Raw genomic sequence first — 13,607 nt, 5'->3', positions numbered from 1 at the left:
GCGCCCCGCGCGTCCATGGCCGGACCCGTGATTTCTGGGCTGAGCGCCGCCATGATGGGCACATGTTCGAACTCACGGAAGACCAGCGCGCACTCGTCGACACCGTCCGCGACTTCGCGGCGGACAGGCTTCTTCCGCACGCGCTCGAATGGGACACCCAGAAGCACTTTCCCGTGGACGTGCTGCGCGAGGCCGGCGAGCTCGGCCTTGGCGGCGTCTACATCGGCGAGGACCACGGCGGGGCGGCGCTGCAGCGTTCGGATGCCGTGCTGATCTTCGAGGAGCTCGCCAAGGCGGACCCCACCACGGCCGCCTACATCTCCATCCACAACATGGTGGTCTGGATGGTGTACACGTTCGGGAACGACGAGCAGAAGCTGACCTGGCTCCCGGGCCTCGTGTCCATGGAGGACCTCAGCAGCTACTGCCTCACCGAGCCGGGCGCCGGCTCCGATGCAGGCGCCCTCAGCACGAAGGCCGTCCTGGACGGGGACGAGTATGTGCTCAACGGTGTCAAGCAGTTCATCTCCGGTGCAGGACACTCCGCGCTCTACCTCGTCATGGCGCGCACGTCAGACGCCGGCAGCCGCGGCATCACCGCATTCCTCGTCACGGCGGACACCCCCGGCCTCTCCTTCGGCGCGAACGAGAAGAAGATGGGGTGGAACGCCCAGCCCACCGCGCAGGTGGTGCTCCGCAATGCGCGCATCCCAGCGGCCAACCGACTCGGGGCCGAGGGCCAGGGGTTCGGCATCGCGATGAAGGGGCTCAATGGAGGCCGCCTCAACATCGGCGCCTGCTCCCTTGGCGGTGGGCAGGCGGCCCTCGAGAAGACGATCGCGTACCTCAAGGACCGCACCGCCTTCGGCGAGCGGCTGGCGGACATGGAGGCCCTCAGGTTCGCCGTAGCGGACATGGCGATGGAGCTCGAGTCCGCTCGCGCGCTGCTCAGAGTGGCCGCCGATGCCCTCGACCGCGGTGCCCCGGATGCCCTGCGGCTGTGCGCGATGGCCAAGCGGGTCTGCACCGACGCCGGGTTCTCAGTGGCAGACCAGGCCATCCAACTCCACGGCGGCTACGGCTACCTGCACGAGTACGGCGTCGAGAAGATCGCCCGCGACCTGCGCGTGCACCGGATCCTTGAGGGCTCCAACGAGATCATGCGCCTGATCGTGGGCCGTTCCCTGCTCGAGGGGTGACCGGAGCGCAGAGTCAGGTCTGGTTGCTGAAGGCGGCGTCGAAGGAGGCGGTGCTGGGGGCGAAGTCGAACTCATGCCCGGACCCCGTCGAGGGTCGCGTCAGTGGGAGCCCAGTCCACAGGCAGGGGCGCGGACGACGGCGCGTTGCTGGCGACGTCGACGAACTCGCCTGAGTCGATGGATTCCGAGACCGAGACCATCGTGTCGAGCACGTGGTAGGCGAGCTGACCGGTGGCACGGTGGGGCGTGCCGGCGCGCACGGAGCGCGCCATGTCGAGCACGCCCATGCCGCGGCCGTTGGCCGGGCCGGCGGTGGGAATCGACGTCCAGTCGGTCTCACCGATGCGGCAGATCTGTAGGTCGCCGTCGAAGTAGTTCGGGTCGGGAAGGGACAGCGTGGCCTCCGATCCGGTGATCTCGACGAAGCCCATGCGTGTGCGGGGGGACTCGAAGCTGAAGATGCTGTGCGAGGACCTGCCGTCCTCGAACTGGGCCAGTGCGCTCACGTGAGTGGGCACCTCGACCGTGAACTCCTCGCCGGCCTTCGGACCAGTCCCGATCACGCGGGTGGCCCGGGCCTTCGACCCCAGCGCCGCCACGCGGCGGATGCTGCCGAAGGTCTGCACGAGCGCCGTGACGTAGTACGGGCCCATGTCGAAGAGCGGACCGGCGCCGGGCTGGAAGAGGAATCCCGGATTGGGGTGCCACGACTCGGGTCCAGGGGTCTGGAGAACCGTCTGGGCGGTGAGTGGCACGCCGACGTCCCCGCGTTCGATCACGCGCCGAGCGGTCTGGAGTCCAGCCCCCAGGAAGGTGTCCGGCGCGCACCCGAGGCGGAGGCCGGCGTCGTGCGCCTCCTTGAGCAGGGACAGGCCGCTCTCTCGGTCGAGGGAGAAGGGCTTCTCGCTCCAGACGTGCTTGCCAGCACGGACCGCAGCGGTGGCCACCTCGACGTGCGCCGCCGGGATCGTGAGGTTCACGATGATCTCGACATCCGGGTGGTTGAGCGCGAGCTCGGGCGTGCCGAACTCGGCGATCCCGTACTCCTCGGCCCTGGCCTTGGCGGCTTCGGGGAAAAGGTCAGCGATCACGTGGACCGTGATGTCGGGGAATCCTGTGAGGTTGTCGAGGTACTGCTTGCTGATGACGCCCGCGCCGATGACGGCGACGCCCACCGGTCCGCGGCTCATCGTGCGGTCTCGGTGCCGGCGCCGTCTGTCGTGCTGGGTGCGCCGGCCTCGAGGTAGTGCAGCGAGGCGGAGAGGCCGTCGAAGATGTCCTCGGCGTAGTCGTCGAACTCGACGACCCCGACCTCGAGGTTCTTCGCCGCGGCGAGCACGCGCCAGACGCCCACATCGCCCTGCCCCGCTGGGAGCTGGGCCCGCTTGTCGTGGTTCACGGGGCCATCCTTGATGTGAATCGCGACAACGCGGTCGCCGAGCCGCGCCAGGAGGGCCGCCGGGTCCTCGCCGCCCACCGCGGCCCAGAAGGTATCGACCTCGAGAACGAGCTCGGGGTCCAGAAGACCGGCGAAGAACTCGAGTGCCGTGGTGCCCTCGACCTTCGAGGAGATCTCCCAGTCATGGTTGTGGTACCCCACACGGATCCCGTACTCGGCGCCCTTCTTTGCGGCGGCGTTGAGCCGGGCCGCGGTATCGCGGATCGTGTCGACATCCTGCCAATGCTCAGCCGGAAGGTAGGGCTCGATGACCGTGCCGATGCCGAGCTTCTTGGCGGCGGCGAAGATCTCGTCCTGGTCCGCGGACAGGAGCGGGGCGTGCCCTGTCGGCGCCGTGACGTCGTTCTCGCGGAACGCCGCGGCGAGCTCTTCCGCACGGGGGGCGAAGTCGTACGGCTCCACCTGGGTGTACCCGATCTCGGCGAGCCGGGTGATGGTGCCCGGGAGGTCGGCGTCGAGCGCGTCGCGGACGGAGTAGAGCTGGACTGAGTAGGCCATGGGAACCAGTCTGCCTCCCAGGCGTCCCGAGCGGGAGGCCCCCGCGGGCAGCCGGGGTGAGCCGGGCGTGGGCGGGTGACGGGCGCGTGCCCGACGCGTGCGGCAGATGTGAGGAGGAGATGCTCGGCCGAGCGGGCCTGGCGTCAGCACTCCTGCGGGCGGTTCTGACCGATCCGGAGACCGTCCTCGGCCTACGCGACGAGCCCGAGGATCCCGAGCCAGAGCAGGCCGGCCACCTTTGCGACCTCGAGGCCCACGTACGTGAAGTGCAGCGTGTTCCGCGGCATGCTGTCGCTGACATTCCCGCTGGTCACACGGCGGTCCATCCTCCGACGCAGCACGGCGACGTCGAGCATCACGATCACGGCGAGCACGACGGCGAGTGCCCACCCGGGCGCTGGCACCCGTCCGCCCAGCGCGAGCATCACGAGCACCACGGCGGCGAGCACGCATTCGACGATGTTGAGCGCCTTGAACACGAGCCGCCCGATGCCCACGCCGAGCTCGACGGTGATGCCCGGGGCCTGGAACTTCAACGGCGCCTCGATGAACGAGATGGCCAACACCATCCCCAGCCACACAAACGTCGCCGCCACCAGGACCGCTGTCGCCACAGCCATGCGCTACCACCTCAGAAGAAGGAGTGTTTCCAAGCCCGCTCAATTGAGTATTCGAAATGCCATTTTACAGCCGGCACTGTGCCCGATGAGGATCAGGCTGTCAGGCCCCCTCGAGCCAGGCATCCGCTACGTGAGTCGCTGCCCTCGCTGGGCATCCGGGCCCTTCGCCTCGGCTTCCCCGATTGCCCAGGCTGCGTTGACTAGGCCGATGTGGCTGAAGGCCTGGGGAAAGTTGCCCAGGAGCTCGCCGCTGCCCGAGGCCACCTCCTCAGCCAGCAGGCCCAAGTCGTTGGCGAACCCGGCGGCACACGAGAAGACCTCCCGTGCGCGATCCGTCTGGCCTGCCAGGGCGAGGGCGTGGGCGAGCCAGAACGTGCAGAGCAGGAACGTGCCCTCATGGCCGGGAAGCCCGTCAGCGCTCCGGTAACGGAAGACGAGCCCTCTGGAGTCCGTCAGATTCTGCTGCACAGCCTCGATCGTGGCCAGCATGCGGGGGTCATCACCAGGAAGGAACCCGGTGAGGGAGAGCATCAGGGCGGAGGCGTCGAGGTCTTCGGAGCCGAAGGCCTGGGTGTAGGCGCCGGCCTTCTCGTTCCACCCCTTCTCGCGGATCGCGGAGGCGATCTCCGACCGGGCCCGGCTCCAGCGCTCAACCCGGTCCTGGGCCTCGAGGACTTCAGCTAGGGCGATGGCCCGGTCCACCGCCACCCAGCACATGAGCTTCGAGTGCAGGAAATGCCGCGGTTCCCCGCGGACTTCCCAGATGCCCAGGTCGGTGCCTTGCCAGCGGGCTGCCGCAGCGTCGGCGACGTCGGCGAGGAATCGGCGCGTCTCTGGTTCCGTGTCCGCAAGCGTCTCGGGCAGGCGGGCGGCCGCCCCGAGCAGCTCACCGTACACGTCGAGCTGGCGCTGGCGCCAGGCGGCGTTGCCCACCCGCACCGGTGCGCTGCCAGCCCACCCCGGCAGGTGGTCCAGCACTCGTTCGGACAGATCGCGCTGGCCGCCGATGCCATACATGATCTGCAGGTCTCCGGCGTGGATCTGGGTGCCTCCTGCCGCCGCGATGAAACCGAAAAACCTCCAGGCCTCGTGGGGACAGGCCGCAACCCACAGTGCCCGCAGGGTCATGCTGGCATCCCGGATCCAGGTATAGCGGTAATCCCAGTTCCGAACGCCCCCTGCCTCTTCGGGCAGTGAGGTGGTGGGGGCCGCGACGAAGGCTCCGGTCGGGGCGAAGGTGAGCGCCTGCAGCACCCGACCGCTGGTGCAGACAAGCTCGGAGAACGGACCGGCATAGTTCTGGTGCTGCTCGGACCAACTTGCCCAGGCCTGGCGCGTGTCTGCCAGCCGAGCCAGAATCTGCTCCTGATCCCAGAGTGGAGGAAATGAATCCCAGCTGGGTCGGTGCTGGAGCACGAACCCGAGCGTGTCCCCCGCGACGAGCTCGGCCTCAGCCCTGGCCGTGGCCCCCTCCAGAATGAAGGGCACAGGGCTGGAGAGGGCCAGCACGTCAGCCCCTCCTCGGGCGAGCAGGCCGCCGGGGACGTCCCTCAGCGTGGGTTCCACGAGCCCGTACTCCGGGCGCGGCGCGAAGACCACCGAAAGCTGGACGGTGCCCTCGGTGCAGTGTGCCCAGCGGGCCAGCGCCCCGGGCGAGCCCGTGCCCAAGTCGTGGCCTCGGATCCCAGCGCCCATCACCAGCGCGTCTGTGACCGTCACAGCCCCGGTTTCTGTGCGGTAGGCGGTCTCGAGCACCATTGTGCGCCCGGCGTAGCGGCGGCTGCGCGCTGTCTCGCGTTCGGCGCGGATGGACCAGAAGCCGGCATCCTCCCCGAGAAGCCGGCCGAAGACTGCTGGGCCGTCGAAGTGCGGGAAGCAGAGCCAGTCCACGGATCCGTCCGAGCTGACGAGTGCGGCGGACCTGCAGTCCGAGAGCAGCGCGTAGTCCGCAATGGGACGAGCGCCCATCGGCTCTCCCTTCCATCCATGCTGACTCGAGAGGGCTCCCGGGCCGAAGTCTGCACCGCCCGGAGGGATCACGCCAGAGTGGCTACTCCTTGACGAGCCTGCGCGCCTTCAGCACCGCGTCGGTCAGGACAGCAGTCTGCCCCTCGGGACCGGTCGCTTCCCGGCCCTCGGACGTGCTCGTCTCGATCTCCCATTCGTCGGGGCGCAGGCCCAGAGCGCCGGCGAGCTCGTCCGCGGAAGGCATGTGGACGTCGTCGAGCGGATGGTGCGCCCACGGCGGGAACGCAGTGTGGCCGACCACGAAGAGGGTCCCGCCGGGTGCCACGGCATGCACGGCGGCCAGGAGAATGTGCTCCCGCGGCAGCTCGATGGGAGAGTGCAGGAAGGAGGCTGTGACAAGGTCGTAGGCCTCCTCCGGCTCCCACTCGGCCAGATCGCGCGCGAGCCAAGTGATGCGTTCCGCGACGCCGGCGTCTTCGGCGTGCAGGGCAGCCCGGCCGAGGGCGACGGCGGAGACATCAACGCCCGTGACCGTCCACCCCCGCCCGGCGAGCCAGATCGCGTCGGCCCCCTCGCCGCAGCCCAGGTCAATGGCCCGCCCCGGTGCCACCATGCTGACCTCGCGCACGAGGGCGCCGTTTGGCTTCCCGCTCCAGACCCGCTGCCGCTCGTTGTAGAACTCGTCCCAGAACTCGCTTGGGCCGGGCTTGTGTTCGGTGTCCATGCACCACTCCTATCCGCCCCCGCGCATTCCGCGCAAGGCCCTGACGCACGACGCCGCCCCGCTCTCCGCGCGAGCCCTTCCCGCCTGATGCTCGGGTTACGTACCCTCGTGAGCAGGAGGTGATCCGCGATGAATGCAGCGCAGGGCGACCGGATCGTCATCCGCGGGCGGACCGTGGACGCGGCGGACCGGCACGGGGAGATCATCGAGGTCAAGGGTGCGAATGGCGAACCGCCGTACCTCGTGCGGTTCGACGACGGGCACGAGTCCGTGGTGTTCCCGGGCGGCGACTTCTCGGTGGAGAAGGCTGCGGGCTAGGCGCAGCCGTCCGGCCCACACACGTCGCCGTCGAGCCCCTCCGCGGTGCCCTCAGCGCCGGCGGGCTGGCTGACCATGACGAGCGGGTTGGCCTCGCGCCAGGCGGTGTCGAGCGCCTGGGCAAACAGTTCTGAGGGCTGGGCGCCTGAGACGCCGTACTTGTTGTCGAGGACGAAGAACGGCACGCCTTGGATGCCGAGCGCCTGTGCCCGGCGGATGTCCGCGGCCACCGAGTCGCGGTATGTGCCGGCGTCGAGGGCGGCATTGATCTCCGCCGAGTCGAGGCCGGCCTCTGCGCCGATCCGCACGAGGACGTCCCGTGCGCCGATGTCCTCCCCGTGCTCGAAATGGGCCGAGAGCAGCGCCTCCTTGACAGCGTCGGCCAAGCTGGTGCCAGCCTCCGCATCCTTCGCCTTGGCGAGGTGGAGGAGTTCGTGCCCGGCGTAGGAGTTGGCCACGACGACGGAGCCGAAGTCATACTCGAGCCCTTCGCCGGCCGCAGCTTGGGCGACGTGGTCGAACATCTGCGCGACGCGGTCCGCCGGCGTGCCCTTGCGCTGGCTCAGGTACTCGAGTTCGCTGCCGTCGTAGTGCTCGGGGAGCGTGGGGTCCAGCTGATAGCTGTGCCAGGTGACCGTGATCTGATCCTTGTGCGGGAAGTCGGCGAGGGCGTTCTCGAAGCGGCGCTTGCCGATGAAGCACCAGGGACAGGCGATGTCGGACCAGATGTCAACGTTCATACAAGCGACAAGTTCTGGGGAGCGAGAACTATTCCGTCTCTTCTACAAAACGTAGAAAAGTAGGAAGATGGTGGTGTGCCCGGAAGGATCCGAGCAGCTTCACAGGAGATGAGAACCATGGCCGTTCTGACAAGAAGAAGCGGGATGCGGCTGGCCGCTGCTGGCCTGGGGATCCTCGCGGTGGTGCTCATCGTCGCCATGTTCTTCTTCGCCTCCGCCCAGCTGGTGGCCGGTCGGCTGTACACGGCGGCGTTCCTGGCGGCGCTGGCGGCCATTGTGCTCGCCGCCGTGGGCAGGCTCCGGGAGCGCAGCGAGAGGCTGACGGCCAAGCCGCTGACCAGACTGGGGTGGTGGTCCCTAGGGCTCACGGTGGCGGGTCTGGCGGTCTTCATCTTCGTGCCGGTGGCGATCGGTGCCCTGCGTGAGGCTGCCCAGGCGCCCCTCGTGAGCCTCGCCATCCCGGCGGGTCTTGGAATCCTGCTCATGGTCGGGGCCGGCGTCGCAGCCGTCGTGGCCTGGTTCCGCCAGGCCGAGCGGTCCGTGCTGGTTCTCATCACCCTGCTGCCTGCAATGTTCGCGCTGTACTTCGCGACCGGTGAGCTCGCCTTCACGCACTAGCCCTTCCCGGGCAGGGGTTGAGGGGCCGTTCCTCCGCAGCACCACTACGGTAGGACCGGCCCCTCAACGGGTTCCCCGGTGCCTCTGCCCCCGTCCTTCGGGGTGCCTTGTTGCGATTGAGGCGTGCAGGGTCCGGGAAGTTCTCAGGCTGCGGCGAACTGGCGCTCGGGCAGCCCCGCCTCGTACTCGTCCTCCTTGCCGGCGGTCTCGCACAGGTACCGTGCGTAGGCCGGCATGGTGAGGAAGGTCGGGAAGTCGGCGCCGAGGGCCACTTCGCCGAACAGCTCGCGGGCGTCGCGGAAGCGGTCGCCATCGAAGCGCTCGAGCTTGTGGAACTCCTCGTCGAGCAGCTCCTCCACCGACTGGCGGGTCACAATCTCGCCCTGGTCGGTGACGGCCCGGGCATAGATCCACTGCCAGATCTGCGAACGGGAGATCTCGGCGGTCGCGGCGTCCTCCATGAGGCTGTGGATCGTCACAGCGCCGTTGCCCCGCAGCCACGTCTCGATATAGCGGATGCCCACCTCGATGTTGTTGCGGATGCCCTCTTCGGTGATCGTGCCACGGCAGGTGCCCAGATCGATGAGCGCGCGGTCGTCGGGTGTCACGTCGTCACGCAGGCGGTCGAGCTGGTTCGGCCGGTCGCCGAGCACGGTGTCGAACGCGTCTCGCACCACCGAGACGAACTCAGGGTGCGCCACCCAAGCGCCGTCGAACCCTTCCTCGGCCTCGCGCAGCTTGTCCGCACGCGTCTTCAGCAGCGCTTCTGCGTTGGCAGCGGGGTCCCTGCGGCTCGGCACGAATGCAGCCGGGGCGGCGATCGCCATCGCACCCCTGCGGTGGCAGGCCCGCACGAGCTGCTCGGTGTACGCCCGCATGAAGGGCTGGGTCATCGTGACCTGCTCGCGGTCCGGGAGCACGAACCGCGGGCCGCGGGTCCGGAAGTTCTTGATGATCGAGAAGATGTAGTCCCAGCGCCCGGCGTTGAGGCCTGCGGCATGCTCGCGCAGCTCGAAGAGGATCTCCTCCATCTCGAAGGCCGCGGTGATCGTCTCGATGAGCACTGTGGCGCGGATGGTCCCCTGAGGGATGCCGAGCAGATCCTGGGCGAGGACGAAGATGTCGTTCCACAGTCGGGCCTCAAGCCGGTTCTCGATCTTCGGCAGGTAGAAGTATGGGCCGTGGCCGAGCGCGATGAGCCGCGCGGCGTTGTGGAAGAAGTAGAGGCCGAAGTCCATGATCGCACCAGCGATTGGCTTGCCGTCCACGAGCATGTTCTTCTCGGGTAGGTGCAGCGCGCGAGGGCGTAGCACCGTGGTCGGGCGCTCGGAGAAGGGCTTGAGGCGGTACTCCCGGCCCTCGGCAGTCGCGAAGTCGATGGTGTCGCGGAGCGCGTTGAACAGGTTGATCTGGCCCTGGATGAGGTTGCGCCACGACGGGGTGAGGGAGTCCTCCATGTCAGCGAGCCATACCTTCGCGCCCGAGTTCAGTGCGTTGACTGTCGACTTGCGGTCCACGGGACCTGTGATCTCGACGCGGCGGTCCGTCAGGCCCGGCGCGGGCGGGGCGACCTGCCAGCCCGCGTCGTCGCGGATCTGTGCCGTCTCGCGCAGGAAGCGGGGGTCGTGGCCACGGGCGATCTCGGCGCGGCGGGCGTGGCGGGCCGCGAGGAGTTCTTGGCGGCGCTCGGCGGTGGCTCGCTGCAGGCGGGCGACGAACTCGAGGGCGTCCGGGGTGAGGATCTCGCGCTGGCGTGCGATGGGCTGCGCGGTGATGGTCACGCCGTTGATCGTGGTGTCGGTGCTGAAAGTGTTCATGGCGGTCTCCTGGTGGTGTACGACGGCGGATGGGCCGGCTGGGCGAGCCAGCCCACCCGTCGTCGTGTGCCTATGCCGAACTGGCTGTTAGTGGAACTGGCCCTCTTCGGTGGATCCCACGAGGGCGAGGGTGCTGGCGTTCGGGTTCAGCGCCGTGGAGACCAGATCGAAGTAGCCGGTGCCCACTTCGCGCTGGTGCTTGGTTGCGGTGTAGCCGCGGTCTTCGGAGGCGAACTCGCGCTCCTGGAGGTCGACGTACGCGCTCATGCCGTTGCGGGCGTAGCCGTGGGCGAGATCGAACATCGAGTAGTTGAGGGCGTGGAAGCCGGCCAGCGTGATGAACTGGAACTTGAAGCCCATGGCGCCCAGCTCGCGCTGGAACTTGGCGATGGTGTCGTCGTCGAGGTGCTTCTTCCAGTTGAACGACGGCGAGCAGTTGTAGGCGAGCATCTGGTCCGGGAAGTCGGCCTTGACGGCCTCGGCGAACTTCCGGGCGAGTGACAGGTCCGGGGTGCCCGTCTCCATCCAGATGAGGTCGGAGTACGGCGCGTAGGCCTTGGCGCGGGCGATGCACGGCTCGACGCCGTTGGCGACCCGGTAGAAGCCCTCCGCCGTGCGCACCGGCCGTCCCTCTTCGCGGAGGATGAACTCCTGGTCCCGCTCGTCCACGTCAGTGGTGATGAGCGTGGCCGCCTCGGCATCGGTACGGGCGATGATGACGCTCGGGACGCCCGAGACGTCCGCGGCGAGCCGGGCGGCGTTGAGGGTGCGAATGTGCTGCTGGGTCGGGATGAGGACCTTGCCACCGAGGTGGCCGCACTTCTTCTCCGACGCCAGCTGGTCCTCCCAGTGAACGCCAGCCGCGCCGGCCTGGATCATCGACTTCATGAGCTCGTAGGCGTTGAGCGGGCCGCCGAAGCCGGCCTCGGCGTCCGCGACGATCGGGACCAGCCAGTCCTCGACCGACTGCTTGCCCTCGGAGAACTCGATCTGGTCCGCACGCTGCAGCGCGTTGTTGATGCGGCGCACGACGGCCGGCACCGAGTTGGCGGGGTAGAGGGACTGGTCCGGGTACGTGTTGCCGGAGAGGTTGGCGTCCGCGGCGACCTGCCAGCCGGAGAGGTAGATGGCCTTGAGACCGGCCTTGACCTGCTGCACTGCCTGGTTGCCGGTGAGGGCGCCGAGGGCGTTGATGTATCCCTCGCCGTCGGCACGGCCCTCGGTCACGGCCTTCCAGAGCTTCTCGGCGCCACGGCGGGCCAGCGTGTGCTCCTCGGGGACGCGGCCACGGAGGCGGACCACATCCTCGGCGGTGTAGTCGCGCTGGATACCCTCCCAGCGGGCGTCGGCGGACCACTCGAGGGTGAGGGCCTCGGCCTGCTGCTCGAGGGTCTGGTTCTGGGGCTCGGGCTGTGCGGTCATCGCAGGTCTCCTTCGACTCAATGCTTCGGCCCTTCCGGGCCGTGGTGGTATCGGCTTCGCTCGACCACCGTTTCGTTCTTCGTGAGAACAACTTTTCCGTGTCTGCAAGCACATCAACAGGGAAAAGCACTGGAAAGAAATGCAAATCTTCACGTATCCTCAAGAAATGCCTCGTCAAGCCTCTTGGGCCCGCCCCGCTGCGGCCGCCGCCCCCGCACCTGGGAAGGGCAACAGCGTCGATGTCATCAGCTTGGGCCGGCGCGTCCGCCACCTCCGCAAGGCCGCGGGGCTCACGCTCGACGAGCTCGGGGCAGCCGTGGGTGCCGCCGCCAGCCAGCTGAGCTTGATTGAGAACGGCAAGCGCGAGCCGAAGCTGAGCCTGCTCCAGCAGCTCGCGGGTGCTCTCGGCGTCGGCATCGATTCCCTCCTCGGCACCGAGCCGCCGAGCCGGCGCGCCGCACTCGAGATCGAGCTCGAGCGCTACCAGCGCAGCCCCCTGTACGAGAACCTCAACCTTCCCAAGATCCGCATCAGCTCGCGCATGCCGATCGACGTCCTCGAGTCGCAGCTGGGGCTACTGCGCGAGCTCGAGCGCAAGATGAACGAGCAGATCGCCACCCCTGAGGAGGCCCGACGGGCCAACGGGGAGCTGCGCAAGATGATGCGCGAGCGGGGCAACTACTTCGCGGAATACGAGGCGGAGGCGCAGAAGGTCCTTGCCCAGGTCGGACACACGTCAGGTCCGCTGAGCCAGCACACGATCTCCGACATCGCTGCGCACCTCGGCTTCACCCTCCATCATGTCGGGGACCTGCCCCACTCGACGAGGAGCGTGACCGATCTGAAGAACCGCCGGATCTACCTCACGCACAACCAGCGCTCCGACCACGATCCGCGCTCCGTGCTGCTCCAGGCCCTCGGCCACTACGTCCTGGGCCACGGAACCCCGCGCTCTTACGGGGACTTCCTGGCCCAACGCGTCGCAACCAACTACTTCGCTGCAGCACTCCTGCTCCCCGAGCAGACCACCGTCGAGTTCCTTTCGCGGGCCAAGGCCGCCAAGGAGATTTCGGTCGACGACCTCCGCGACGCCTTCTCCGTGAGCTATGAGACCGCCGCCCACCGGTTCACCAACCTCGCCACCCAGCACCTAGGCATCACAACTCACTTCCAGAAGACCCACAAGTCCGGCATCATCTACAAGGCCTACGAGAACGACGGGGTCAACTTCCCCATGGACCACACAGGTGCCATCGAGGGGCAGCCGTCCTGCAAGGCCTGGACGAGCCGCGCCGTGTTCGACGTGCCGGACAAGTTCAGCTCGTACAGCCAGTACACCGACACGGTCAATGGCACTTTCTGGTGCACCGCACGTACGGAGCGCAGTGCGAGCGGCGAGTTCTCCCTCAGCGTCGGCGTCCCGTACCACCACGTGAAGTGGTTCCGCGGCCGGGAGACCACGTCGCGTGCCGTCTCGCGCTGCCCAGATCCGGACTGCTGCCGCCGCCCGCCGGCCGAGCTCAGCGACCACTGGGCCGGCAACGCGTGGCCGTCCGCCCGGGCGCATTCCCACCTGCTTGCTGCCATGCCGCCCGGCGCGTTCCCGGGCGTGGACGAGACAGAGGTCTACTCGTTCCTCGAGGCGCACTCGGGCGCCTGAGCATCAGAGCACGGTGTTGGTCATCATCGTGTTCGTCAGAAGCCCGGGAACGGACGTGCCGGGATATCCGGCTTTCCATCATGGTCCTCGTCGCCGTAGGCGCGCATCGCGATACGTTCCGCGAGTTCCTCGTTCATCTCCCACGGAGGCACTTGCCTGAAGGCGTGGGCTTCCCTCTTCGGCTTGCGGGTCGCCGCCTGGTGCCCTCCCGGCCCACTCTCGGCATGCATGGAGGGAACGTCTGTGCCTGTACCCTTCTCGGCCTCGACCGCGGGCTGCTCGTGCTTCTTGAAAAGGCCCATGATGTCCTCCCCAGGCGACGGATTCCGGGGAACCCGATGTGATTCATCTCGCACCTTCACCATACGCCGAAAGACCGCGGAATTCAGGGAGCGGGAGAGGCAGCGGGATCCCGCGTGTGGCCGTCTCCGAGCACGGGAAGGCAGCAGGCATCGGGCCAGGCCGCCGTCGTGATTGCCGCGGAAGCGCGGAAGGACGACGTCGTGCGCCTCCTCACGCACGACGCGGGGGTGAGCGGGGCGCGGCAGCCGGGTGCCGTCGTCG

The 13,607-nt window shown here is 68.2% G+C and carries 13 protein-coding genes; 4 read left to right on the top strand and 9 right to left on the bottom strand.

Annotation, left to right across the window (positions count from 1 at the left end; translation table 11 throughout):
• The first annotated feature begins 62 nt into the window (after positions 1-62).
• A complete protein-coding gene (locus tag LF262_RS09705) occupies positions 63-1,199 on the top strand; it encodes an acyl-CoA dehydrogenase family protein (RefSeq protein ID WP_235780098.1) in 1,137 nt (378 codons plus the stop codon).
• Between the two features lie 71 nt (positions 1,200-1,270).
• On the opposite strand, the gene LF262_RS09700 is transcribed toward LF262_RS09705, so the two are convergent.
• The 5 genes from LF262_RS09700 to LF262_RS09680 all read right to left on the bottom strand — a co-directional run bounded on the left by LF262_RS09700 (position 1,271) and on the right by LF262_RS09680 (position 6,468).
• A complete protein-coding gene (locus LF262_RS09700; RefSeq protein ID WP_235780097.1) occupies positions 1,271-2,389 on the bottom strand; it encodes a Gfo/Idh/MocA family protein in 1,119 nt (372 codons plus the stop codon).
• Positions 2,386-3,156 (bottom strand): sugar phosphate isomerase/epimerase family protein, encoded by a 771-nt coding sequence (locus tag LF262_RS09695; RefSeq protein WP_235780096.1) that lies wholly within the window; start codon positions 3,154-3,156, stop codon positions 2,386-2,388. Before LF262_RS09695 ends, LF262_RS09700 begins: the two co-directional genes overlap by 4 nt.
• A 191-nt stretch (positions 3,157-3,347) precedes the next feature.
• Positions 3,348-3,776: a hypothetical protein gene (locus LF262_RS09690; protein ID WP_235780095.1), complete on the bottom strand. Its 429-nt coding sequence runs from the start codon at positions 3,774-3,776 to the stop codon at positions 3,348-3,350.
• A 126-nt stretch (positions 3,777-3,902) separates the two neighbouring features.
• A complete protein-coding gene (locus tag LF262_RS09685) occupies positions 3,903-5,744 on the bottom strand; it encodes a glycoside hydrolase family 15 protein (RefSeq protein WP_235780094.1) in 1,842 nt (613 codons plus the stop codon).
• 82 nt (positions 5,745-5,826) lie between these two features.
• Positions 5,827-6,468: a class I SAM-dependent methyltransferase gene (locus LF262_RS09680; RefSeq protein ID WP_235780093.1), complete on the bottom strand. Its 642-nt coding sequence runs from the start codon at positions 6,466-6,468 to the stop codon at positions 5,827-5,829.
• A 129-nt stretch (positions 6,469-6,597) separates the two neighbouring features.
• Between LF262_RS09680 and LF262_RS09675 the strand changes: the two genes are divergently transcribed.
• Positions 6,598-6,786, top strand: a complete 189-nt coding sequence (locus tag LF262_RS09675; protein WP_235780092.1) for a DUF1918 domain-containing protein — start codon at positions 6,598-6,600, stop codon at positions 6,784-6,786.
• Here the strand turns inward: LF262_RS09675 and LF262_RS09670 are convergent.
• Complete coding sequence (locus LF262_RS09670) at positions 6,783-7,526, bottom strand: DsbA family oxidoreductase (RefSeq protein ID WP_235780091.1); 744 nt, start codon at positions 7,524-7,526, stop codon at positions 6,783-6,785. The two genes, LF262_RS09675 and LF262_RS09670, sit on opposite strands and share 4 nt — an antisense overlap.
• A 117-nt stretch (positions 7,527-7,643) precedes the next feature.
• Here LF262_RS09670 and LF262_RS09665 point away from each other — a divergent pair, with 117 nt between their 5' ends.
• On the top strand, positions 7,644-8,144 hold the full coding sequence (locus tag LF262_RS09665; RefSeq protein WP_235780090.1) for a hypothetical protein: 501 nt from the start codon (positions 7,644-7,646) through the stop codon (positions 8,142-8,144).
• A 143-nt stretch (positions 8,145-8,287) separates the two neighbouring features.
• Here LF262_RS09665 and aceB read toward each other — a convergent pair whose 3' ends face one another.
• Complete coding sequence (gene aceB / locus LF262_RS09660; RefSeq protein WP_235780089.1) at positions 8,288-9,961, bottom strand: malate synthase A; 1,674 nt, start codon at positions 9,959-9,961, stop codon at positions 8,288-8,290.
• Positions 9,962-10,048: 87 nt separating this feature from the next.
• On the bottom strand, positions 10,049-11,383 hold the full coding sequence (gene aceA / locus LF262_RS09655) for an isocitrate lyase (RefSeq protein WP_235780088.1): 1,335 nt from the start codon (positions 11,381-11,383) through the stop codon (positions 10,049-10,051).
• 139 nt (positions 11,384-11,522) lie between these two features.
• On the opposite strand from aceA, the gene LF262_RS09650 reads away from it, so the two are divergent.
• On the top strand, positions 11,523-13,043 hold the full coding sequence (locus LF262_RS09650; RefSeq protein ID WP_235780087.1) for a helix-turn-helix transcriptional regulator: 1,521 nt from the start codon (positions 11,523-11,525) through the stop codon (positions 13,041-13,043).
• 35 nt (positions 13,044-13,078) lie between these two features.
• Here LF262_RS09650 and LF262_RS09645 read toward each other — a convergent pair whose 3' ends face one another.
• A complete protein-coding gene (locus tag LF262_RS09645) occupies positions 13,079-13,345 on the bottom strand; it encodes a hypothetical protein (protein WP_235780086.1) in 267 nt (88 codons plus the stop codon).
• Between the last annotated feature and the right edge of the window lie 262 nt (positions 13,346-13,607).

Origin of the sequence: Sinomonas notoginsengisoli (assembly GCF_021554725.1) — a bacterium.
GTDB classification, from domain to species: Bacteria; Actinomycetota; Actinomycetes; order Actinomycetales; family Micrococcaceae; genus Sinomonas; species Sinomonas notoginsengisoli.
The sequence above is the reverse complement of the archived record's forward strand: the minus strand, read 5'-3'. Positions and strand labels throughout refer to the sequence as shown.

Coding starts and splice junctions, on each gene's coding strand:
- LF262_RS09705 (WP_235780098.1), top strand. CDS start 63: ATGTTCGAACTCACGGAAGACCAGCGCGCACTCGTCGACACCGTCCGC.
- LF262_RS09700 (WP_235780097.1), bottom strand. CDS start 2,389: ATGAGCCGCGGACCGGTGGGCGTCGCCGTCATCGGCGCGGGCGTCATC.
- LF262_RS09695 (WP_235780096.1), bottom strand. CDS start 3,156: ATGGCCTACTCAGTCCAGCTCTACTCCGTCCGCGACGCGCTCGACGCC.
- LF262_RS09690 (WP_235780095.1), bottom strand. CDS start 3,776: ATGGCTGTGGCGACAGCGGTCCTGGTGGCGGCGACGTTTGTGTGGCTG.
- LF262_RS09685 (WP_235780094.1), bottom strand. CDS start 5,744: ATGGGCGCTCGTCCCATTGCGGACTACGCGCTGCTCTCGGACTGCAGG.
- LF262_RS09680 (WP_235780093.1), bottom strand. CDS start 6,468: ATGGACACCGAACACAAGCCCGGCCCAAGCGAGTTCTGGGACGAGTTC.
- LF262_RS09675 (WP_235780092.1), top strand. CDS start 6,598: ATGAATGCAGCGCAGGGCGACCGGATCGTCATCCGCGGGCGGACCGTG.
- LF262_RS09670 (WP_235780091.1), bottom strand. CDS start 7,526: ATGAACGTTGACATCTGGTCCGACATCGCCTGTCCCTGGTGCTTCATC.
- LF262_RS09665 (WP_235780090.1), top strand. CDS start 7,644: ATGGCCGTTCTGACAAGAAGAAGCGGGATGCGGCTGGCCGCTGCTGGC.
- aceB (WP_235780089.1), bottom strand. CDS start 9,961: ATGAACACTTTCAGCACCGACACCACGATCAACGGCGTGACCATCACC.
- aceA (WP_235780088.1), bottom strand. CDS start 11,383: ATGACCGCACAGCCCGAGCCCCAGAACCAGACCCTCGAGCAGCAGGCC.
- LF262_RS09650 (WP_235780087.1), top strand. CDS start 11,523: ATGCAAATCTTCACGTATCCTCAAGAAATGCCTCGTCAAGCCTCTTGG.
- LF262_RS09645 (WP_235780086.1), bottom strand. CDS start 13,345: ATGGGCCTTTTCAAGAAGCACGAGCAGCCCGCGGTCGAGGCCGAGAAG.